General features: G+C 64.0%; 20 protein-coding genes. 11 read left to right on the plus strand and 9 right to left on the minus strand.

Annotation, left to right across the window (positions count from 1 at the left end):
* Positions 1-231 precede the first annotated feature (231 nt).
* The 4 genes from AC07X6_RS12005 (at position 232) to AC07X6_RS12020 (ending at position 6,901) form a co-directional block, all read left to right on the plus strand.
* On the plus strand, positions 232-1,476 hold the full coding sequence (locus AC07X6_RS12005; protein ID WP_494791108.1) for an efflux RND transporter periplasmic adaptor subunit: 1,245 nt from the start codon (positions 232-234) through the stop codon (positions 1,474-1,476).
* 2 nt (positions 1,477-1,478) lie between these two features.
* A complete protein-coding gene (locus tag AC07X6_RS12010) occupies positions 1,479-4,679 on the plus strand; it encodes an efflux RND transporter permease subunit (RefSeq protein ID WP_230539296.1) in 3,201 nt (1,066 codons plus the stop codon).
* A gap of 44 nt (positions 4,680-4,723) precedes the next feature.
* A complete protein-coding gene (locus AC07X6_RS12015; protein ID WP_494791221.1) occupies positions 4,724-6,166 on the plus strand; it encodes an efflux transporter outer membrane subunit in 1,443 nt (480 codons plus the stop codon).
* Between the two features lie 177 nt (positions 6,167-6,343).
* Entirely contained in the window at positions 6,344-6,901 is a 558-nt protein-coding gene (locus AC07X6_RS12020) for a fasciclin domain-containing protein (RefSeq protein ID WP_474291879.1), read from the plus strand.
* Positions 6,902-6,956: 55 nt separating this feature from the next.
* On the opposite strand, the gene AC07X6_RS12025 is transcribed toward AC07X6_RS12020, so the two are convergent.
* The 6 genes from AC07X6_RS12025 to AC07X6_RS12050 form a co-directional block, all read right to left on the minus strand.
* The gene (locus AC07X6_RS12025; RefSeq protein WP_474291878.1) at positions 6,957-7,226 is read right to left on the minus strand and encodes a hypothetical protein; all 270 of its coding nucleotides are present in this window, start codon (positions 7,224-7,226) and stop codon (positions 6,957-6,959) included.
* Positions 7,227-7,271: 45 nt separating this feature from the next.
* Positions 7,272-7,598: a hypothetical protein gene (locus tag AC07X6_RS12030; RefSeq protein WP_230539299.1), complete on the minus strand. Its 327-nt coding sequence runs from the start codon at positions 7,596-7,598 to the stop codon at positions 7,272-7,274.
* A gap of 111 nt (positions 7,599-7,709) precedes the next feature.
* Complete coding sequence (locus AC07X6_RS12035) at positions 7,710-7,961, minus strand: hypothetical protein (RefSeq protein WP_494791109.1); 252 nt, start codon at positions 7,959-7,961, stop codon at positions 7,710-7,712.
* A 157-nt stretch (positions 7,962-8,118) separates the two neighbouring features.
* Positions 8,119-8,457: a hypothetical protein gene (locus AC07X6_RS12040; RefSeq protein ID WP_230539301.1), complete on the minus strand. Its 339-nt coding sequence runs from the start codon at positions 8,455-8,457 to the stop codon at positions 8,119-8,121.
* A gap of 41 nt (positions 8,458-8,498) precedes the next feature.
* The gene (locus tag AC07X6_RS12045; protein WP_494791110.1) at positions 8,499-8,840 is read right to left on the minus strand and encodes a hypothetical protein; all 342 of its coding nucleotides are present in this window, start codon (positions 8,838-8,840) and stop codon (positions 8,499-8,501) included.
* A gap of 222 nt (positions 8,841-9,062) precedes the next feature.
* Positions 9,063-9,392 carry a hypothetical protein gene (locus AC07X6_RS12050; protein WP_230539303.1) on the minus strand — a complete coding sequence of 110 codons (330 nt, stop codon included), beginning with the start codon at positions 9,390-9,392 and terminating at the stop codon, positions 9,063-9,065.
* Positions 9,393-9,602: 210 nt separating this feature from the next.
* Between AC07X6_RS12050 and ligD the strand changes: the two genes are divergently transcribed.
* Positions 9,603-12,089: a DNA ligase D gene (ligD, locus tag AC07X6_RS12055; protein WP_494791111.1), complete on the plus strand. Its 2,487-nt coding sequence runs from the start codon at positions 9,603-9,605 to the stop codon at positions 12,087-12,089.
* On the opposite strand, the gene AC07X6_RS12060 is transcribed toward ligD, so the two are convergent.
* The 3 genes from AC07X6_RS12060 to AC07X6_RS12070 all read right to left on the minus strand — a co-directional run bounded on the left by AC07X6_RS12060 (position 12,073) and on the right by AC07X6_RS12070 (position 16,362).
* Positions 12,073-14,385: a PAS domain S-box protein gene (locus AC07X6_RS12060; protein WP_230539305.1), complete on the minus strand. Its 2,313-nt coding sequence runs from the start codon at positions 14,383-14,385 to the stop codon at positions 12,073-12,075. The genes ligD and AC07X6_RS12060 overlap by 17 nt on opposite strands.
* A gap of 120 nt (positions 14,386-14,505) precedes the next feature.
* Positions 14,506-15,381 carry a non-homologous end joining protein Ku gene (gene ku, locus AC07X6_RS12065; protein WP_494791112.1) on the minus strand — a complete coding sequence of 292 codons (876 nt, stop codon included), beginning with the start codon at positions 15,379-15,381 and terminating at the stop codon, positions 14,506-14,508.
* Positions 15,382-15,384: 3 nt separating this feature from the next.
* Positions 15,385-16,362, minus strand: coding sequence for an SDR family oxidoreductase (locus AC07X6_RS12070; RefSeq protein WP_494791113.1), 978 nt, complete (start codon positions 16,360-16,362; stop codon positions 15,385-15,387).
* Between the two features lie 127 nt (positions 16,363-16,489).
* On the opposite strand from AC07X6_RS12070, the gene AC07X6_RS12075 reads away from it, so the two are divergent.
* The 6 genes from AC07X6_RS12075 (at position 16,490) to AC07X6_RS12100 (ending at position 19,984) form a co-directional block, all read left to right on the plus strand.
* Positions 16,490-17,071 (plus strand): TetR/AcrR family transcriptional regulator, encoded by a 582-nt coding sequence (locus AC07X6_RS12075; RefSeq protein WP_474291869.1) that lies wholly within the window; start codon positions 16,490-16,492, stop codon positions 17,069-17,071.
* A 67-nt stretch (positions 17,072-17,138) separates the two neighbouring features.
* Positions 17,139-18,779, plus strand: a complete 1,641-nt coding sequence (locus AC07X6_RS12080) for a SulP family inorganic anion transporter (protein ID WP_230539309.1) — start codon at positions 17,139-17,141, stop codon at positions 18,777-18,779.
* Positions 18,776-19,165: an Imm1 family immunity protein gene (locus AC07X6_RS12085; RefSeq protein ID WP_494791114.1), complete on the plus strand. Its 390-nt coding sequence runs from the start codon at positions 18,776-18,778 to the stop codon at positions 19,163-19,165. The genes AC07X6_RS12080 and AC07X6_RS12085 overlap by 4 nt, the downstream gene beginning before the upstream one ends.
* A gap of 1 nt (position 19,166) precedes the next feature.
* Positions 19,167-19,451, plus strand: a complete 285-nt coding sequence (locus tag AC07X6_RS12090) for a hypothetical protein (RefSeq protein ID WP_494791115.1) — start codon at positions 19,167-19,169, stop codon at positions 19,449-19,451.
* Positions 19,441-19,818: a DUF2750 domain-containing protein gene (locus AC07X6_RS12095; RefSeq protein WP_494791116.1), complete on the plus strand. Its 378-nt coding sequence runs from the start codon at positions 19,441-19,443 to the stop codon at positions 19,816-19,818. The genes AC07X6_RS12090 and AC07X6_RS12095 overlap by 11 nt, the downstream gene beginning before the upstream one ends.
* Positions 19,811-19,984, plus strand: a complete 174-nt coding sequence (locus tag AC07X6_RS12100; protein ID WP_474291865.1) for a hypothetical protein — start codon at positions 19,811-19,813, stop codon at positions 19,982-19,984. Before AC07X6_RS12095 ends, AC07X6_RS12100 begins: the two co-directional genes overlap by 8 nt.
* Position 19,985 lies beyond the last annotated feature (1 nt).

Raw genomic sequence — 19,985 nt, forward strand, 5'->3', positions numbered from 1 at the left:
AGTTTACTTTTTGAGTTTCGGTTGCTACACTACGCAGTGTAGTTCCCATCCTGTCTGCGTTGTGCGTTCGCACAGCCAGCTTCGTCGTCCCCGTCCGCTTTCAAGCAGCTGGCGGCCTGTTTACCTTTGATCGAGCGCCGTCGGGCGCCATGGCACCACCATTCACTTTTTAAGCTGGGTTGCTTCCTGCCGCCCATACCATTAGAAATTTTCATAAAACAGGGAAATAAAATGAAAAACGTTCAACAATTTTCCACTCTGCTGAAGCCCCTGGCTGCCTCGCTCGCGCTGGCAGGACTGGTGGCCGTGAGCCTGGCCGGCTGCGATTCAGCCAACAGCAAGGTGCCCGACGCGCCAGCGGCCGGCGGCCCGCCCATCTCGGCCGCCGCCGTCGTTGAAAAACAGATTACGGAAACGCAGGAATTCTCGGGCCGCCTGGAAGCGATCGAGCGCGTGGAAATCCGCTCGCGTGTCGGCGGCTTCATCACGGCCGTCAACTTCAAGCCGGGCAGCGAAGTCAAAAAGGGCGACGTGCTGTTCGTCATCGATCCGCGCCCCTTCCAGGCTGAAGTGTCGCGCGCCGAAGGCACGGCTGCCTCGGCCCGCGCCAAGGCGGAACTGGCCAAGCTGGAACTGTCGCGCGCTGAAAAGCTGCTGGCCGAAAAAGCCATCGCCCAGCGCGAATTCGATGAAAAGGCCTCGGGCCTGAAAGAGCTGGACGCGAATGTCCGCTCGGCGCAAGCCGCGTATGAAGCGGCCAGGCTGAACCTGTCGTACACGCAGGTGCAGGCGCCGATCAGCGGCCGCGTCAGCAAGGCGGAAATCACCGTCGGCAACCTGATCGACGCTTCCGCCATTCTGACGTCGGTGGTGTCGACGGACCGCATCTACGCCAGCTTCGACGGCGATGAAGACACGTATCTGCGCGTGGCCGGCACGGCGCAAAAGGGCACGCCCGTCACCGTCAAGGTGGGCCTGGCCAACGAAACGGGCTTCCCGCACGAAGGCAAGCTGGAATTCGTCGACAACCAGCTCGACCCGGCCACGGGCAGCGTGCGCATGCGCGCCACCTTTACCAATGCCGAGCGCCAGCTGGTGCCTGGCCTGTTCGCGCGCATCCAACTCGACGGCGGCAACGGGCCGCAGGCGCAAAGCACGGCCCTGTTGATCAGCGACCGCGCCGTCGGCACGGACCAGAGCCGCAAATACGTCTACGTGGTAGGCGCCGACAACAAGGCCGAATACCGCGCCGTCAAGCTGGGCCCGACCTCGGACGGCTTGCGCGTGGTGCGCGAAGGCTTGAAGGCGGGCGAAAAAATCGTCGTCAACGGCTTGCAGCGCGTGCGCCCCGGCGCGCCCGTGACGCCGCAGATGGTGGCGATGGATTTCGACCCGACCGCGCCCGTCGCTCCCGCCAAACCTGAAGTAAAAGACGCCAAGATCGCCGCCAAGGCAGCATCGACTTCCAAGGAATAAACATGAATTTTTCCCGCTTTTTCATCGACAAGCCGATTTTCGCGGCGGTGCTGTCGATTGTCATATTCGTGGCCGGGCTGCTGTCGATATTCGGCCTGCCCATCTCCGAATATCCCGACGTCGTGCCGCCATCCGTGGTGGTGCGCGCGCAATACCCGGGCGCCAACCCGAAAGTGATCGCCGAAACCGTGGCCGCGCCGCTCGAAGAGCAGATCAACGGCGTCGAGAACATGCTCTACATGTCCTCGCAAAACACGTCCGACGGCGCGATGATGCTGACAGTGACCTTCAAGATCGGCACCAACGTCGAGCAGGCCGAAACGCAGGTGCAGAACCGCGTGCAGCGCGCGTTGCCGCGCCTGCCCGAGGAAGTGCGCCAGATCGGCGTGACGACGGTCAAGTCGTCGCCGAATCTGACCATGGTCGTGCATCTGGTCTCGCCGAACAAGCGCTATGACGATATGTATCTGCGCAACTACGCGGTGCTGAACGTCAAGGACCAGTTGGCCCGTTTGCCCGGCATGGGCGACATCCAGATCTTCGGCGCCGGCGACTATGCGATGCGCATCTGGCTCGACCCGCAAAAGGTAGCGGCGCGCGGCATGACGGCCAATGACGTCGTCGACGCCATCCGCGAGCAGAACGTGCAGGTGGCCGCCGGCGTGATCGGCGCTTCGCCAGCGAAAAACTCGGACTTCCAGCTGACCGTCAATACCCAGGGCCGCCTGCAGACGCCCGAGGAATTCGGCGCCATCATCGTGCGCACGAATGCCGACGGCGCCGTCACGCACCTGAAGGACGTGGCGCGCGTGGAAATGGGCGCCAACAGCTACTCGCTGCGTTCGCTGCTGAACAATAATCCGGCCGTCGGCATGGGTATTTTCGAGGCGCCGAATGCCAACGCGCTGCAACTGTCTTCCGACGTGCGTTCCAAGATGGAAGAACTGAAAAAAGACTTCCCGCAAGGCGTGGAATACCGCATCGAGTACGACCCCACGCAATTCGTGCGTTCGTCCATCGAAGCCGTGATCCATACCCTGTTAGAGGCCATCGCCCTGGTGGTGCTGGTGGTGATCATCTTCCTGCAAACCTGGCGCGCATCGATCATTCCGCTGCTGGCCGTTCCCGTGTCGATTGTCGGCACCTTTGCCGTGATGCTGGGTTTTGGCTTCTCGATCAACACCCTGTCGCTGTTCGGTCTCGTGCTGGCCATCGGTATCGTCGTCGATGACGCCATCGTGGTGGTGGAAAACGTCGAGCGCAACATCGAGGAAGGCCTCTCGCCGCGCGACGCCACCATCCAGGCCATGAAAGAGGTCAGCGGCCCTATCGTCGCCATCGCCCTGGTGCTGTGCGCCGTGTTCGTGCCGATCGCCTTCGTGCCCGGCCTGTCGGGCGAGTTTTACCGCCAGTTCGCGCTGACCATCGCCATTTCGACCGTGATCTCCGCTTTCAGCTCGCTGACCCTGGCGCCGGCCCTGTCGGCCGCGCTGCTGAAACCGCACGATGCGCCGAAAGACGCGCTGACGCGCGGCATGGACTTGGTCTTCGGCCGCTTCTTCGCCTGGTTCAACCGCTTCTTCGGCCGCGCTTCGCACCGCTACGAAGCGGGCGTCAAAGGCGTGCTGGGCCGCAAGAGCGCCTCGCTGGGCGTGTACGCGCTGCTGGTCGTTGCCGCCATCTTCACCTTCAAGTCCGTGCCGGCCGGTTTCGTGCCGGCGCAGGACAAGCAATACCTGGTGGGCTTTGCGCAATTGCCCGACGCCGCTTCGCTGGACCGCACGGAAGATGTCGTGCGCCGCATGTCCGACGTCATCAAGTCGGTGCCCGGCGTCGAATCGACCATCGCCTTCCCCGGCCTGTCGATCAACGACTTTACCAATGCGCCGAACGCCGGCATCGTCTTCGCCACCCTGAAGCCGTTCGATGAGCGCGGCAGCAAGGAATTGTCGGGCGGCGCCATCGCGGCCGAGATCAACAAGCGCCTGGGCGGCATCCAGGACGCCTTCATCATGGTCTTCCCGCCACCGCCTGTGAATGGCCTGGGCACCATCGGCGGCTTCAAGATGATGATCGAAGACCGCGGCAACCTCGGTTACGACGCGCTGTACAACGCCACCCAGGCGCTGGCCGCCAAGGCCTACCAGACGCCGGAACTGGCGGGCGTGTTCTCGGGCTACCAGATCAACGTGCCGCAGCTGTTCGCCGACGTCGACCGTGTAAAAGCCAAGCAGATGGGCGTGCAACTGCAAACGATTTACCAGACCTTGCAGATCAACCTCGGTTCGCTGTACGTGAATGACTTCAATCAGTTTGGCCGCACCTACCAGGTGCGCGTGCAGGCCGATGCGGCTTTCCGTTCACATGCCCAGGATATCGCGCAGCTCAAAGTCCGTAATGACAAAGGCGAAATGATCCCGCTGTCGTCGTTGATGCGCGTCAAGGATAGTTACGGTCCTGACCGCGTGCAGCGCTACAACGCGTATGCAGCAGCCGATTTCAACGGCGGCGCCGCCCCTGGCGTGTCGAGCGGCCAGGCGCAAGCCGCGCTGGAACGCATCGCCAAGGAAGTGCTGCCGCAGGGGATTTCGTATGAATGGACGGAGCTGACCTACCAGGACATCTTGTCCGGCAATACGATGATCTATGTGTTCCCCCTGTGCGTGCTGCTGGTCTTCCTGGTGCTCGCCGCCCAGTACGAAAGCTGGACCCTGCCGCTGGCCGTGATCCTGATCGTGCCGATGTCGATCCTGTGCGCCTTGTTGGGCGTCAAGTTGACCGGCGGCGACAACAACGTGTTCACCCAGATCGCGCTGTTCGTGCTGGTGGGGCTGGCGTCGAAGAATGCGATCCTGATCGTGGAATTTGCCCGCGAACTGGAAGAGCATGGCCGCACCGTCGTGCAAGCGGCGCTGGAAGCGTGCCGTCTGCGTCTGCGTCCGATTTTGATGACGTCGATCGCCTTCATCATGGGCGTGGTGCCCCTGGTGTTCTCGCACGGCGCCGGTTCGGAAATGCGCCATGCGATGGGCGTGGCGGTCTTCGCCGGCATGCTGGGCGTGACCTTCTTCGGCCTGTTCCTGACGCCCGTGTTCTATGTTCTGCTGCGCACCCTGGCGCAGCGTTTTGAGAAAAAACCAGCCGATGCTGCCGCCAAGCCAACTGCTGCGCCAGCATTGAACCTGGAAGGAGATATATATTGAAAACCAATGCAATCATCCGGCGCGCGGCGCCCGTCTTGAGCGCCATGGCCGCAGCCGTGTTGCTGGCCGCCTGCGCGGCGCCCGAGTTCAAGCAGCCGCAGATCGAGACGCCGGCTGCGTTCAAGGAAGCGCAAACGCCGGCCGTGCAGACGGCGGCGGACGGCACGCGCTGGAAGCAGGGCGTGCCAGCCGAGCGCCAGGCGCGCGGCGAGTGGTGGCTGGCCTTCAATGATCCGGCCTTGACTAGCCTGATTAATGAGGCCACGCAGGCGAATGCCAACCTGGCGGTGGCCGCCGCCCGCGTCAAGCAGGCGAGGGCCATTGCCGGCATCGCCGAAGCGGACCGCATCCCGCAAGTGGGCATCAATGTGGGCGGCCAGCGCAACCGCGCTTCCGCCGTGTCGCTCGGCTTGCCGAACGGCGCGCCGGTGGCGGCGACCAACGTCTACCAGGCCAGCCTGACGGCCAGCTACGAAGTCGACCTGTTCGGCCGGGTGGCATCGAATGTCAGCGCCTCGCGCAGCGATGCGCTGGCCGTGGAAGCGACTTACCGCTCGGTGCTGCTGTCCTTGCAGGCTGACGTGGCGCAAACCTACTTCCAGCTGCGCGCCACGGACGCCGAACTGGCGACCCTGGAACAGACGGTGCGCCTGCGCGAGGAAAGCGTGCATGTGAACCAGCGCCGCTACGATCTGGGCGACATCGGCGAATTCGACCTGTCCCGTGCCCGCACGGAGCTGTCGACCGTGCGCGCCGAAGCCATCGGCCTGCAGCGCCAGCGCGCCACCGGCGAGCATGCGCTGGCCGTCCTGCTGGGCAAACCTGCCGCCAGCTTCACGGCGGGCGTCAACCCGCTGCAGGACAGCGGCTTCCTGCCCGTGATCCCGGCCGGCATGCCATCGTCCTTGCTGGAGCGCCGTCCCGACATCGCGTCGGCGCAGCGCACCATGGAAGCGTCGAATGCGCGCATCGGCGTGGCGAAATCGGCCATGTTCCCCGCCTTGAGCCTGAACGCTTCCGGCGGCGGCGCGTCCGACACCTTCTCGGATATCTTCAAGTGGAGCAGCCGCTCCTGGCTGCTGGGCGCCCTGATGTCGATGCCGATCATCGACGGCGGCCGCAACAAGGCTGCCGTGACGCGCAGCGAAGCGCAGCTGGAAGAGTCGGTGGCGACGTATCGCCAGAGCGTGCTGGTGGCTTTCGCCGAGGTGGAAGACAACCTGGCCGGCCTGCGCATCCTGTCGGGCCAGACGCAGCAGATCGACGAAGCCGTCGTGTCGGCGCGCCGCTCGGCCGACCTGGCGCAAAAGCTGTACGATGCGGGCCGTTCCAGCTACCTCGATCTGCTGGACGCGCAGCGCAACCTGGCGGCCATCGAGCGCAACGCCGTGCAGCTGCGCGGCAACCGGGCCGTCACCACGGTGGCGCTGATCCGCGCCCTGGGCGGCGGCTGGGGAGATGCCGAGCCGCAGGTCGCGGCCAACTGATTTCCGGCACCGCGGGCTGGCATTCCCGGCCCGCGGCGAGGAAAACATCATGAAAACGGCGTCGTGCATCTGCACGGCGCCGTTTTTTTTTGTTGAAAACCAGTTGAATCCGTTTGCGGACAGGCCGCGTAAATACTCGTGCAATCACGCAAATGCAGTCATCCAGGAGATATCACCATGCGCACCTTCGTTCCCGCAGCTCTTTTCATCACATCCATGCTGGCCGCCAGCGCCCCTTTTGCCGCCGACATGAGCACCATGGTGGGCGGCCAGAGCATGTATCCGAGCAAGGACATCGTCGACAACGCCGTCAATTCGGCCGACCACACGACCCTGGTCGCCGCCGTCAAGGCGGCCGGGCTGGTCGACACCCTGAAAGGCAAGGGGCCGTTTACCGTGTTCGCGCCGACGAATGCGGCGTTTGGCAAGCTGCCGGCCGGCACCGTCGAGACCCTGGTGAAGCCGGAAAGCAAGGCGACCCTGACGAAAATCCTCACCTACCACGTGGTGCCGGGCAAATACGACTTCAAGGCGCTGGCCAAGGAAATCAAGATGCATGACGGTAAAGCCACCTTGCCCACGGCCAGCGGGGGCAAGCTGATGTTCGCCATGAACGGCATGCACAACATCGTCGTGATGGACGAGGGCGGCAACAGCGCCAACATCAGCACCTATGATGTATATCAATCGAATGGCGTGATCAATGTCATCGACACGGTGCTGATGCCAAAATAAATGGACGAAAAAAAAAGACAGGGGAAACCCTGTCTTTTTGTTGTTGCGGCCTCGATTACTTGGCTGGCGCTGCTGCCGGTGCGGAAGCTGCCGGCGTGGCTGGAACTGCCTTCTCTCCAGTAGCCGCTTTCTTCGCCTTGTGATGCTTGGCTTTCTTGTGCGTCGCTGGCTTGACGGCGGCGGCTGGCGCTTCGGCTTTGGCTGCAGGTGCAACGGCTGCGGCGGAAGCTGCTGGAGCGGCCGGCGCTGCTGGCGCTGCTGGCGTCTGTGCGAAAGCGGCGGTGGCGAACAGGGTGGCGATCAGGGTGGCAATAACTTTTTTCATGATGAGATCCTTGGTGTTTTTTCGGGTGAGTGCAGTGTGAAGAAATTACTTGGCTGGTGCCGCTTCGGCGGTGGCCGATGCCAGTTTCGCATCTGCTTTGGCTTTGGTTTTTTTCGCCGTGTGATGCGCCTTGGCCTTGGTAGCGGCAGCTTCCGTCTTGGCGCTGGCCACTTCCGTTTTCGCGGCGACGACGGCTTTCGCTTCTTTCGCGTCCGCTTTCACGACGGCTTGCGCTTCCTTGGCGTCGGCTTTCACGACGGCCTTGGTGTGGGCCGCTTCCACTTTGGCGGGCGCTGCTGGCGCTGCGGGCGTCTGGGCAAAGGCAGCGGTAGCGAACAGGCCGGCGATCAGGGTAGCAATTGCTTTTTTCATGGTGCAGTCCTCAGTGGTGGTTTGTCTGGCGTGCCGGGATGATTCCCGTGTCACTGAGCATAAAACGCGCCCCCGGACGCTGGCGTTGACGCTCATTACAAACGCTTACAACTACCGCGTATCCGCCTTCAGGATGTCTTCCGAACGGCGTTGTCCGTAACCCTTGCCGTAGGCGCTGGAAGCGATGCTCACGACCATGCGGCGCGCCGGTATCACATAGATCTTGTTGCCGCCATTGCCCGGGGCGAAGTGCACGCCAATCTGCTGTCCCCCGATGTCCTGCGTCTTCGCGTACGAGAAGTAGCCGTAGCTGTCGGCGTCGCGGTTCACGGCGCCGATGGCCGGAGTGCCAGTGTCGCTCAAGTGCGCCGCTATGTCGCGCGCAAGCTGGCCTGTTCGATGACGTTCGCATGAAGGCGCGCCATGCAAAAAGGACAGCCGAAGCTGTCCCTGGTATTGCGGGCGAAACAGCCGCGCAAGCGCAGACCCGGCGGACGCGCTCGCGTGGCGACTGCCGCGATTACTTCGCTGGTGCTGGTGCCGCCGGAACGGCTTCTGCCGCTTTCGCTGCGTCCGCTTTCACTTTGGCTTTGCTTGCCTTGTGATGGGCCTTGGCCTTGGTGGCTTTCGCATCGGCCTTGGCGCTGGCGACGTCGGCTTTCGCGTCGGCGGCGGCGACCGCTTCTTTCGCATCGGCTTTCACGACGGCCTTGGTTTCCTTGGCTTCCGCTTTTGCTACGGCTTTCGTGTGGGCCGCTTCCGCCTTGGCGGGTACCGATGCTGCCGGAGCGGCAGGGGTTTGCGCGAAGGCGGCGGTAGCGAACAGGCTGGCGACGAGGGTGGCGATGACTTTTTTCATTTTATTTTCCTGGCGAGTGGTAAGTGATGGTGTGTCGGTGATTACTTGGCTGCTGCTGGCGCTGGAGCCGGTGCGGCGGCGGTGGCCGAAGCCAGCTTTTCGTCAGCCTTGGCTTTGGTGTGCTTGGCTTTGTGATGGGCCTTGGCCTTGGTGGCGACCGCTTCCGTTTTGGCGCTGGCGACGTCCGTTTTCGCGGCGACGACGGCTTTCGCTTCTTTCGCGTCCGCTTTCACGACGGCTTGCGCTTCCTTGGCATCGGCTTTCACGACGGCCTTGGCGTGGGCCGCTTCCACTTTGGCGGGCGCTGCTGGCGCTGCTGGGGTCTGGGCAAAGGCTGCGGTGGCGAACAGGCCGGCGATCAGGGTAGCAATTACTTTTTTCATGGTGCAGTCCTCAGTGGTGGTTTGTCTGGTATGTCTGTTGGTGCCGGGATGATTCCCGTGTCACTGAGCATAAAACGCGCCCCGGAAGCTTACCGTTGACCTCGTTTACACTTTCTTACAATCAGGTGTTTTATCGGCTGTTGCTGCGTGATGCGGGCATGAAAACGAAAAAAGACAGCCGAAGCTGTCTTTTTGTGCGGCGCGGAAAACGCGCGGAGCCGATTATTTGGCTGCTGCTGCGGTCGCTTCAGTTTTGGCTTCGTCAGCCTTGGCCTTGGCTTTTTTCGCTTTGTGATGGGCTTTGGCCTTGGTGGCTTTGGCATCAGCCTTGGCGCTGGCGACATCGGCTTTGGCGTCTGCAGCGACGGCGGCTTCTTTCGCATCGGCTTTCACGACGGCCTTGGTTTCTTTGGCTTCTGCTTTAGCCACTTCCTTGGTGTGCTTGGCTTCGGCCTTGGCCGGCGCTGCTGGTGCTGGGGTTTGAGCAAAGGCTGCGGTAGCGAACAAGCCGGCGATCAGAGTAGCGACAATGTTGACAGTGCGTTTTTTCATGATGCAGTTCCTCGAGAAGTGGGGTTGTAGTTCAGGAGATCAATCCCCTGTCACTGAGCCAAAAACGCGCCGTGCGGCAATTGCGTTGACAGGATTTTCGTCAATTACAAACACTTACATTTGCCCGGACAGGCACTCTGTTAGCTGGCGTACCGCACCCCAGCCCCTGGCGGACTAGACTCGATGCCATCGTCACCGCATGGGTCCGCCATGAAAGCCGCCCTGAAAACCTATCAAGCCAAGCGCAATTTCGCCGTCACGCCCGAGCCCGCGGAGGGCGGCGAGGAAGCGGGCGACGGGCTCTCCTTCGTGATCCAGAAGCACTGGGCCAGCCGCTTGCACTACGATTTTCGTCTGGAACTCGATGGCACGCTGAAAAGCTGGGCCGTGCCGAAAGGGCCCAGCTACGACCCGCGCGACAAGCGCATGGCCGTGCAGGTGGAAGACCACCCCATTGCCTACGCCAGCTTTGAAGGCACGATCCCCGAAAAGCAGTATGGCGCAGGCAAGGTCATCATCTGGGACAAGGGCACGTGGCAGCCGCAGCCCGCCACGCCGGACGCGCGCGCCGCGCTGGCGGCCGGCGAGCTGAAATTCACCCTTTACGGCCACAAGATGCATGGAAACTGGGTGCTGGTGCGCATGCGGGGCAAGGATGAAAAGCAGCCGGCCTGGCTGCTGATCAAGGAAAAAGACGCGTTTGCCCGGCCGGCCGTCGCATTTTCCGTCGTCGACGAGTTCCCCGCCAGCGTCAAGCACAAGGCCCTGCCCGCGCGCAAGGCGGCTGCCGCACCGCCCGATGCCGCTTTGCCCAGCACCCTGTCGCCGCAGCTCGCCACCCTGGTCGATGCGCCGCCGCCGGACGCGCAAGACTGGATTTTCGAGGCGAAATTCGACGGCTACCGCCTGCTCGCCCGTTGCGATGGCGAACGGGTCAGCCTGATGACGCGCAATGGCAACGACTGGACGGCCAAGCTGCCGCAGCTGCGGCAGGCGCTGGAAAAGCTGGGCTTGCCGCCTGGCTGGTATGACGGCGAAATCGTCGTCAACGACGCCGGCGGCCAGCCGGATTTTGGCGCCTTGCAGCGCGCGTTCGACGCGGACAGCACCAGCGCGATCGTGTATTACCTGTTCGACGTGCCGTATTTCGATGGCCATGACTTGCGCGGCCAGCCCGTCGAGGCGCGCAGGGCCTTGCTGGAACAGCTGCTGCAGCGCTTGCCAACTTCTCCCCTGGTGCGCTTCAGCGCGGCGCTCGATGCTGCGCCGCAGCAACTGCTGGCCCACGCCTGCCGCCTGGGGCTGGAAGGCGTGATCGGCAAGCGGCGCGGTTCGCCCTACGTCACGCGGCGTTCCGGCGACTGGATCAAGCTCAAATGCGGGCTGCGCCAGGAATTCGTCATCGGCGGCTATACGGCGCCGCAAGGCGCGCGCGAAGGGATCGGGTCGCTGCTGCTGGGCGTGCACGATGACCAGGGAAAACTGCGCTATGCGGGCAACGTGGGCAGCGGCTTTGACGATGCGGCTTTGCGCGACTTGCGGCAGCGTCTCGGCGCGCTCACCGTTGATACGAGTCCGTTTGAAGGCCAGGCGGGCGGCGTGCGCCGGCCCATCTGGGTCAAGCCGCAGCTGGTGGCCGAAGTGAGCTTCGCGCAATGGACCAGCGGCGGCGCCGTGCGCCACGCCGTGTTTCACGGCTTGCGCCAGGACAAACAGCCGGCCGCCATCGTGCGGGAGCGGCCACAGCGAAGCGATTGGACCAGGGAGAAGAGCATGGGCAAGCACGATGAGGCGGCGGACAGCGTCCTGCCGGCCAGTTTCAAGGTCAGCCACGCGGACAGGGTGATCGACCGGGACAGCGGCGCCACGAAGATCGACCTGGTGCGTTATTACGCGCTGGTGGGCAAGCTGATGCTCGTGCATTTGCGCGGGCGCCCCGTGTCGCTGGTGCGCGCGCCGGCCGGCGTGGGCGGAGAATTGTTTTTCCAGAAGCATGCGGACACGTCCACCATGCCCGGCGTCAAACAGCTCGATCCCGGCCTCGATCCCGTGCATGCTTCCATGCTGGAAGTGGGCAGCGTACAGGGCTTGCTGTCGGCGGCGCAGTGGAATGTGGTGGAATTTCACACGCAAAACGCGCTGGCGAGCGCCTACGACACGCCGAACCGCCTGGTGTTCGACCTGGACCCGGGCAAGGGCGTGGCCTGGCCCGCCATCCGCGAGGCGGCCGTGCTGCTGCGCGCCTTTTTGACGGAGCTGGGCTTGCCCGCCTGGCTGAAAACCAGCGGCGGCAAGGGCTTGCACGTGGTCGTGCCGATCCGCCCGAAACACGACTGGGATACGGTCAAGGCGTTTTCGCAAGCCATCGTGGCGCACATGGCGCAGCTCATTCCCCAGCGTTTTGTGCTGAAAAGCGGGCCGGCTAACCGGGTCGGCAAGATTTTCATCGATTATCTGCGCAATGGCCGGGGCGCCACCACCGTATGCGCGTGGTCGGCCCGCACGCGCTCGGGGCTGGGCATTTCCGTGCCGCTGGCCTGGGAGGAACTCGACCAGCTGAAGGCGGGCGATCAGTGGAATGTCGGCAACGTCCACGGCCGCCTCGACGTGGGCAATGCGCCCTGGGCTGGCTATGCGCGCAGCGCCAGGGCCATCGATGGGGCCATGCAAAAGCTCGGTTTCAGTCCGCCGGCTTGAACGGCAGGGTGGCGCGCGCCAGCTGCAGCGCTTCGTCGATGGCGGCGTTAAGCTGGGGAATCTCGACGGGTTTGGTCAGGTAGCGGAAAAAGCCCGCGGCCAGGCCGTGCCGGATGTCGCCCTTCATGGCATTGGCCGTCAGCGCGATGACGGGGATGTGCGCCGTGCGCGGATCGTTGCGCAGGATGCGCTGTGCCTGGTTGCCATTCATGCCGGGCAGGTTGATATCCATCAAAATGACGTCGGGGCGGCGTTCCAGCGCCAGCGCGATGCCCTGGCGCGCGTCGGTGGCCGAGATCATGCGCAGATGGGGCAGGAAGCTGACGATGTCTTCCACCAGCCGCAGGCTGGCCGGATTGTCTTCCACGTACAGCAGCAGGGCTTGGCCGCTGGCATCGTCCCCGGCTCCGCCGGCAGGCTCGGCCAGCCCCTCCGTGTCCAGCGGCATGCTCTCGGGCGGCGCGGCCATGGTGTCGAGTTCGATCCAGAACACGCTGCCCTCGCCAAGGCAGCTGTGCACGCCCATGCGTCCGCCCATCAGTTCGACCAGGCGCTTGGTGACGACCAGGCCGATACCCGTGCCTTCTTCGCTGCCGGCCTCCTGTCCCAGGCGGTTAAACGGCTGGAACAGTTCGGCCATCTGCGCGTCGTCCAGGCCCTTGCCCGTGTCGCGGATGGCGATGCGCACGCACAGTGCATCGGGCTGCGAGATTTCCAGCTCCACCTTGCCGGCCGGGCGGTTGTACTTGATGGCGTTCGACAGCAGGTTCAGCAGCACTTGCTTGAGGCGCGTATGGTCGGCCCTGAGCGTCAGCGCTTCGCAGGCTGGAAAGATCAGGTGGATCTGGCGCTGCTGCGCCTGTTCTTCCACCATCACGCGCACTTCCTCGATCAGCGCGGGCAGCGTCACCGCTTCCATCGACAGGCTCAGGCTGCCCGATTCGATCTTCGCCAGGTCGAGGATTTCATTGATCAGGGTGAGCAGGTGGCGGCCCGAGGTGACGATGTTTTGCACGAAGGTGCGTTTTTGCAGCACGGTCGCGGGCAGGGATTCGTTGGCCAGCAGCTGGGCAAAGCCGAGGATGGCGTTCAGCGGCGTGCGCAGTTCGTGCGACATGCTGGTGAGGAAACGGTCTTTCGCCTGGCTGGCCCGCTCGAGTTCGACTTTCTGTTCGTTGAGCGTGCGTTCGATGCGCTTGCGCTCGGAGATGTCGCGGATGGCCGATGACACGAGCACGCCTTCGTCCGTTTCCAGCGGCGACAGGCTGATTTCGACAGGAAACTCGGTGCCGTCGCGGCGCAAGCCGTACAGTTCCAGGCCCGCACCCATGGAACGGGCCCGCGGCGCCGTGGAAAATGCATGGCGGTGGCGCGGATGGTCGTGCGCGTAGCGGGCCGGGATCAGCACTTCCACATTGCGCCCGAGCAACTCCGCGCGCGAGTAGCCGAACAGGCGTTCCGTCTGCGAGTTGACGAGCACGATCTCGCCGTCGCCGTTGACGATGACGATGGCGTCCGGCGCCGATTCGAGCAAGCCGCGGAACTTCTGTTCGGCCCGGCGGCGGTCGCTGACGTCGCGGATGGCGCTGATAACGAAGGTGCCGATCTCCGTCTGGATGGGCGACAGGCTGATTTCGACGGGGAACTCGACGTTGTCCTTGCGCAAACCCAGCAATTCCAGGTCGGCGCCCATGGTGCGCGTGCGCGGCTGGTCGAAATAGCGCGCGCGGTGCGCCACGTGCGAATGGCGCAGGCGTTGCGGCAGCAGGCTATCGATTTGCCTGCCGTTCAATTCGCCTTCCGCGTAGCCGAACAGGCGCTGTGCCTGCTGGTTGGCCAGCACGATGGCGCCCGTGGCATTGACCATGATGACGCTGTCCGGCGTCGATTCGAACAGCACGCGGTAGCGCACCTCGACGAACTGGGCGTCGCGCGCCGCCTTCAGCAAGGTCGTGTCCTTCATGGTGGAAATCAGGTAGCGGGGGCCGTCCGCCCCGGCCTGTGCGGTCTGGCATGCCACATCGACGTGGATAAGTTCGCCATCCTTGCGCCGCCGCAGCGATTCGCGGTCATAGCTGCCGTGCAGCGTCAGCTGTTCGTCGATCAGCAGGGCCGCTTCGGCTTGTCCCGGCAGCGAGATCAGTTCCCATAGCGTGCGTCCCAGCGCCTCGTCGCTCGCATAGCCGAAAATGCGCTGGGCACCCACCGTCCAGCGCACGACGGCATGCTCTTCGTTCGTGATGACGACGCCGCCAGGGGCGCCGCTGAGGATAAGCTGATCTAACTCGGCATCCATTTTTTTCCGCACGCGAGACAGGGCTTGCCGGCTGGCAGGCCTGTGCATAACGTAGCGAGAAGCTTGATCAAAGTCAATGCATTTATAGTATTGACTATTCTCGGCGGCGTGGGGCGTGCCTCAGGCCGCCTTGCGCCTGGCGGACGCCGTTTTGCGGGCGGCGGACGAGGCAGGACGCTTGCGGGCCGGCGCGGCGGGCGCCTTCTTGCCCAGGCTTTGCTGCAGCAGGGCGACCAGGTCGATCACGTTGCTGCCGTGCTCTTCTTCCGGCGCGGGCGCGGGCGCGGTGATGGTCTTGGTCTGTTTCGCCTTGATTTTCTTCTTGACCAGCGCCAGCACGTCTTCGCGGTAGCTGTCGTGGTATTGCTCCGGTTCCCACGCTTCGCTCATGCCTTCCACCAGGGACAGGGCCATTTTGAGTTCCTTGTCGGAAATACCCGCCGCCTTCAGGGTGCTGGCGGGCAAGTCCAGGTCGTCCGTGGGGCGGAGCTCATCGGCGTAGCGCAAGGTGTTGAGCACGATGGCGTCGCCCACGCAAACGAGCGCGCACAGATGCTGCTTGGTGCGCATGACTACGCTGGCGATAGCCACTTTATTGGCCTTGCGCAAGGTTTCGCGCAGCAGCGCATAGACTTTCTCGCCGCCCTTGGCGGGCAGCACGTAGTACGGGTGCGCGTAAAAGGTCAGCGGCACCTCGGCCGCGTCGACAAAGGTGTCTATGTCGATGGTTTGCGTGGCCTTCACGTTCGCCTGCCTTAAATCCTCGTCGGACAGCACCACGTATTCGTCCGTCTTGTATTCATAGCCCTTGATGATGTCGTCCCACTCGACTTCCTCACCCGTCTGCTTGTTGTAGCGCTTGTAGCCGATGGGCGCGAAGTCGCGCCGGTCCAGCATGGACAAGTCCAGTTCATGGTCAAGACTGGCTGAAATCAGCTCGACGGGGATGTGCACGAGGCCGAAGCTGATGGCGCCTTTCCACAGTGCGCGCGCCATCGCTTATGCTCCCACGCTGCCGGTGACGGGCAGGACGATGCCCGTGATGTAGCTGGAACAGGCGGGCGAGGCTAAAAAGACGTAGGCGGGCGACAGTTCCTCTGGCTGGGCCGGACGGCGCATGTCCGTGTCGGCGCCGAATTGCCGGATTTCTTCCGGCGTTTTATCGGCCGGATTGAGCGGCGTCCAGACGGGCCCCGGGGCGATGGCGTTGACGCGGATGCCCTTGTCGAGCAGGTTGCCGGCCAGCGCCATGGTAAACGCATGGATGGCGCCCTTGGTGGTGGAATAGTCGAGCAGGTGTTTCGAGCCCTGCAAGCCCGTCACGGAACCCGTGTTGATGATGGCCGCGCCCCGCTGCAAGTGGGGCAGCACGGCCTTGGCCATGTGAAAGTAGCCGTAGACATTGGTTTTCATGGTGAGGTCGAAGCGTTCCTCGCTCAGGTCGAGCAGCGATTCCGCGTGTTCCTGGAAGGCGGCGTTGTTCACCAGCACGTCGATGTGCGTGAAACGTTCCAGCACCTGGCTGACGGCTTGCTGGCAAAAGCCCTGGTCGCGCACGTCGCCGGCAATCAACAGGCAGCTCTGGCCTTCCGCTTCCACGTAGCGCTTGGTTTCGTTGGCGTCCGCGTGTTCGTTCAGGTAAATGATGGCGACATCGGCCCCTTCGCGCGCGTACAGGACGGCCACGGCGCGGCCGATGCCCGAATCGCCGCCCGTGATGACGGCCACCATGCCGGCCAGCTTGCCGCTGCCGCAATAGTCGGGCGCCAGGAAGCGCGGTTTCAATGCCATCTGCGCTTCGATGCCTGGCTTGTCCAGGTGCTGGGCGGGCAGGGGCGGCGTCGGCTGGCTGCGCTGGCCCGTCTGCACGGGGGGCTTGCTGTCCCGCTTGCCTGTTGCTGCCGCATCGCGGCCATCCTGCTCCTGCTGGACGGCGCGCTGCAAGTTACCGGCGGACTGGTCCTTGTTCTCGTTCATGCTGGCCTCCCTGGAAACGAAGATCCAGTATCGGCGCGGCGCCCCCATCAAACGGTGCGCTTGCTAACAGAGTGGCGCAAACAGGCGCAAAGTTATATGATGATTGACATAAATATGGGAGGACAGCATGAAAGTGAGCAGGGAGCAGGCGGCGCTGAACCGCGAACGCATCGTCGAAACGGCGGCCAGGTTGTTCCGCGAAAAGGGCTATGACGGCATCGGCGTGGCCGACCTGATGAAGAACGCGGGTCTCACGCATGGCGGCTTCTATGGCCATTTTGCGTCCAAGGAAGACTTGATGATCGAAGCGTGCCAGCATGCCTTGAATAAGTCGCTGGAAGGCTGGCGGGCGAAGATCGCCAGCGACCCGCAGCGGGCGTTGCCGGCCATTGTCGATAGCTACCTGAGCACCCGCCACCGCGACCAGCCCGGCGGCGGCTGCCCGGCGGCGGCCATGGGCGTCGACGTGGCGCGCATGTCGCCCGGCGCGCGTCCCGCGTTCACGCAAGCCACGCGGCAGCAGTTTGCCTTGCTGCAGGGCTTGCTGCCCGACGGCGCCCCGGATGGTACACAGGAGCGGCAGCGCCAGCAGGCGATCACCACGTTTGCCGCCATGGTGGGCGCCATGGTGCTGGCACGCGCAATCGATGACGAGGCGCTGTCGGCGGAAATCCTCGACGCCGTGAAGGCGCAATTGCTGCCAGACTGAGCATATCCCCCTGTCAGCCGGCCTCGTCGCATGATAGGCTTCGGTTTTCAGATTTTGGGATTTCATCATGCTGCTCTGGCTCAGGCAATACCGGCGTCCTCTGTTGGCCGGGGACATCACTGCCGGTATCGTTGTCGCCATGATGATGGTGCCGCAAGGCATGGCTTACGCCCTGGTGGCCGGCTTGCCGCCCGTGGTGGGCATCTACGCCAGCATCTTGCCGCCCGTGCTGTATGCCTTGTTCGGCAGCAGCATGACGCAATCGGTGGGCCCCATGGCCATCGTTTCGCTGATGACGGCCGCGGCCCTGGCGCCGCTGGCCGACCCCGGTTCCTCGCTGTACATCGTGCTGGCCGCCCAGCTGGCCTTCATCAGCGGCCTCGTCCTGCTGCTGTGCGGCGTGCTGCGCCTGGGCTTCATGGCCAGCTTTTTGTCGCGCCCCGTGATCAGCGGTTTCAGCAATGGCGCCGCCATCCTGATCATCTGGGGCCAGATCACGCCCCTGCTGGGCGCAACGCTCCCCCATTGGCACACGCCCAGCCTCGTGCTGGGGCTGTCCGGCCTGCTGTTCCTGTGGCTGGCCAAGCGCTATGCTTCGCGGCTGTTGCAGCGCTGCGGCTTGAATAAAGTCGCCGCCGACGTGGGCGCGCGCCTGGCGCCGATGGCGCTGGTGCTGGCCGGCATCGCCCTCGTCGCCTATGGCGGCCTGGAAGCGATGGGCGTGCAGACGACGGGCCACGTGCCCAGCGGCTTGCCGGGCCTGAACCTGGCCACGTCCGGCGCCCATTGGCGCACCCTGCTGTCGCCGGCGCTGCTGATCGCCTTCATCGTCTTCCTGATGAGCATGTCCGCGGCCCAGACCCTGGCGCAAAAGCGCGGCGAAAAACTGCACACGAACCGGGAACTGCTGGGCCTGGGCGCGGCCAACGTGGCCAGCGCGCTGTCGGGCGGCTTTCCCGTCACCGGTTCCATTTCCCGCTCGGCCGTCAATTTCCAGGCGGGCGCCAACACGCCGCTGGCCAGCATCATCACGGCGGGCTTGCTGGCGCTGGCGCTGGTGGCGCCCACGGGCTGGCTGGCCCTGTTGCCGCTGCCCGTGCTGGCCGCCACCATCATCTTTGCCGTCAGCAGCCTGCTGGACTGGGATACCTTGAAATTGTCGTGGCGCTACGACCGCAGCGATGCGCTGGCCCTGCTGGCGACGACGGCCGGCGTGCTGGTGCTGGGCGTGGAAGCGGGCGTGGTGATCGGCGTGCTGCTGTCGATGGGGACCTTGATCTGGCGCGCCAGCCGCCCGCATATCGCCGTGCTGGGCCGTATCCCGAATAGCGAGCACTTCCGCAACGTGGAGCGCTACGAGGCGCAAACCCTGCCCGACGTCTTGCTGCTGCGCATCGATGCTGGCCTGTTCTTCGGCAACGTCGAAGCCGTCACGGAGCGCGTGGAAGACGAGCTGCGGGGCCACCCGACGGCGCGCCACCTGGTGCTGGTCTTGTCGGCCGTCAACCAGATCGACAGCACGGCCTTGCTGGGCTTGATCGAACTCAACAGCACACTGGCCAAGCGCGGCATCAGCCTGAACCTGGCCGAAGTGAAGGGGCCCGTGATGGACCGTTTGCGCCAGAGCAGTTTATTGCAAGACCTGAGCGGCAAGCTGTACCTGAGCACGGCGCTGGCGATGAACGATTTGAGCGGAAGCAAAACATGACGATGGAATTGAACTTGCATGGCGAGGCGCGCGCCGTTGACAATATCCTTGCGCTGGAACAAATGCTGCAGGAAGCGCGCGCGCTGGCGCAGTGCGAGCTGTGGCTGACCATGGCGAGCGATGCGGAACAGGGCCCGGCCCTGTGCATGCTGCGCAATGGCGGCAACGCCTGGCTGATGTACCTGTCGGGGCAGGATGACCTGAGTTTTCACTCGCTGGGCGACGAGGAGGCGGACGGTGCCTGCAGCTACCTGCTGTCGAACGGTCAGGTGGACGAGTATCCGGAAGCGTGGTGCATTGATGTGGAACAATGCCAGCGCGCCTTCATCGCGTTCTTCAAGACAGGCGGCGCGCGGCCGGCCGCCATCGCGTGGGAGGCGGATTGACATGCCGCACACCATCATCTCCGACATCGACAGGGAATTGCTGGCCGCGCTCGATGCCAGGGCAGGGCTATTGACGCTGCGCGCCATCCTGCTGCGCTACAAGGCTGGCGGCGCGACGGCGGAACAAGTGGCCGGCTTGCTGCAGGAATTGCGCGCGTCTGCGCAGGACGGCGCGCAGGATGAGGCGCGGGAAGACGTGATACTGGATGCCCTCGACATCGTGACGGGCTGGTGCGCGCCGCAGCTGCGGGTATGGGACGCGGTAGGGGAAAACCGTGCATCCTGAAAAGTTCAAGCAGGTGATGGGCCTGCCGTCCGCCGAACGCCATGCTTACTTTGTGCGCAAGGTGGCTGATACGCAAGAGGTGTGGGGCTTGCACCACGACGGCTGGGCCACGGCGCAAGCCCATGGCAAGGTGGCGATACCATTCTGGCCGGAAGCGGCATACGCGCAAGCGTGCGCCGGCGGCGAGTGGGAACATTTCCAGCCGCGCGCCATCGCGCTCGGCGATTTTTTGGCCAGGTGGCTGCCCGGCATGGCGGGCAACTTGCAGCTGGCGTCCGTCTTTCCCGTGCCGCAAGGAGCGGGCGCCATCGCGGCGCCTGGCGATTTACTGAGGGATTTGCAACATGAGGCAGAACAATATGAGTGAAGGCAAGGATCGCCTGGACGCGTGGTACGACGGTTCGGCCATCTGCCTGATCGCCGTCGGCGCGCAGGGCGACCCGCTGGACCTGGGCGACGACGAAGTGCGCGCCCTGATCGCGAAGCTGCAGCAATGCCTGGCCGAGTCCGAGGCAGGCGCGGTGCCTGACTGAA

Source organism: Janthinobacterium sp. GW460-12-1-14-LB5 (assembly GCF_059423585.1).

Excerpts from the sequence above, each read along its gene's own strand:
- AC07X6_RS12070 (WP_494791113.1), bottom strand. The coding sequence starts at position 16,362 with ATGAACGAGAACAAGGACCAGTCCGCCGGTAACTTGCAGCGCGCCGTC.
- AC07X6_RS12015 (WP_494791221.1), top strand. The coding sequence starts at position 4,724 with ATGGCCGCAGCCGTGTTGCTGGCCGCCTGCGCGGCGCCCGAGTTCAAG.
- AC07X6_RS12090 (WP_494791115.1), top strand. The coding sequence starts at position 19,167 with ATGCCGCACACCATCATCTCCGACATCGACAGGGAATTGCTGGCCGCG.
- AC07X6_RS12075 (WP_474291869.1), top strand. The coding sequence starts at position 16,490 with ATGAAAGTGAGCAGGGAGCAGGCGGCGCTGAACCGCGAACGCATCGTC.
- AC07X6_RS12030 (WP_230539299.1), bottom strand. The coding sequence starts at position 7,598 with ATGAAAAAAGCAATTGCTACCCTGATCGCCGGCCTGTTCGCTACCGCT.
- AC07X6_RS12020 (WP_474291879.1), top strand. The coding sequence starts at position 6,344 with ATGCGCACCTTCGTTCCCGCAGCTCTTTTCATCACATCCATGCTGGCC.
- AC07X6_RS12010 (WP_230539296.1), top strand. The coding sequence starts at position 1,479 with ATGAATTTTTCCCGCTTTTTCATCGACAAGCCGATTTTCGCGGCGGTG.
- ligD (WP_494791111.1), top strand. The coding sequence starts at position 9,603 with ATGAAAGCCGCCCTGAAAACCTATCAAGCCAAGCGCAATTTCGCCGTC.
- AC07X6_RS12040 (WP_230539301.1), bottom strand. The coding sequence starts at position 8,457 with ATGAAAAAAGTCATCGCCACCCTCGTCGCCAGCCTGTTCGCTACCGCC.
- AC07X6_RS12085 (WP_494791114.1), top strand. The coding sequence starts at position 18,776 with ATGACGATGGAATTGAACTTGCATGGCGAGGCGCGCGCCGTTGACAAT.
- AC07X6_RS12005 (WP_494791108.1), top strand. The coding sequence starts at position 232 with ATGAAAAACGTTCAACAATTTTCCACTCTGCTGAAGCCCCTGGCTGCC.
- ku (WP_494791112.1), bottom strand. The coding sequence starts at position 15,381 with ATGGCGCGCGCACTGTGGAAAGGCGCCATCAGCTTCGGCCTCGTGCAC.
- AC07X6_RS12050 (WP_230539303.1), bottom strand. The coding sequence starts at position 9,392 with ATGAAAAAACGCACTGTCAACATTGTCGCTACTCTGATCGCCGGCTTG.
- AC07X6_RS12045 (WP_494791110.1), bottom strand. The coding sequence starts at position 8,840 with ATGAAAAAAGTAATTGCTACCCTGATCGCCGGCCTGTTCGCCACCGCA.
- AC07X6_RS12080 (WP_230539309.1), top strand. The coding sequence starts at position 17,139 with ATGCTGCTCTGGCTCAGGCAATACCGGCGTCCTCTGTTGGCCGGGGAC.
- AC07X6_RS12100 (WP_474291865.1), top strand. The coding sequence starts at position 19,811 with ATGAGTGAAGGCAAGGATCGCCTGGACGCGTGGTACGACGGTTCGGCC.
- AC07X6_RS12025 (WP_474291878.1), bottom strand. The coding sequence starts at position 7,226 with ATGAAAAAAGTTATTGCCACCCTGATCGCCACCCTGTTCGCCACCGCC.
- AC07X6_RS12060 (WP_230539305.1), bottom strand. The coding sequence starts at position 14,385 with ATGGATGCCGAGTTAGATCAGCTTATCCTCAGCGGCGCCCCTGGCGGC.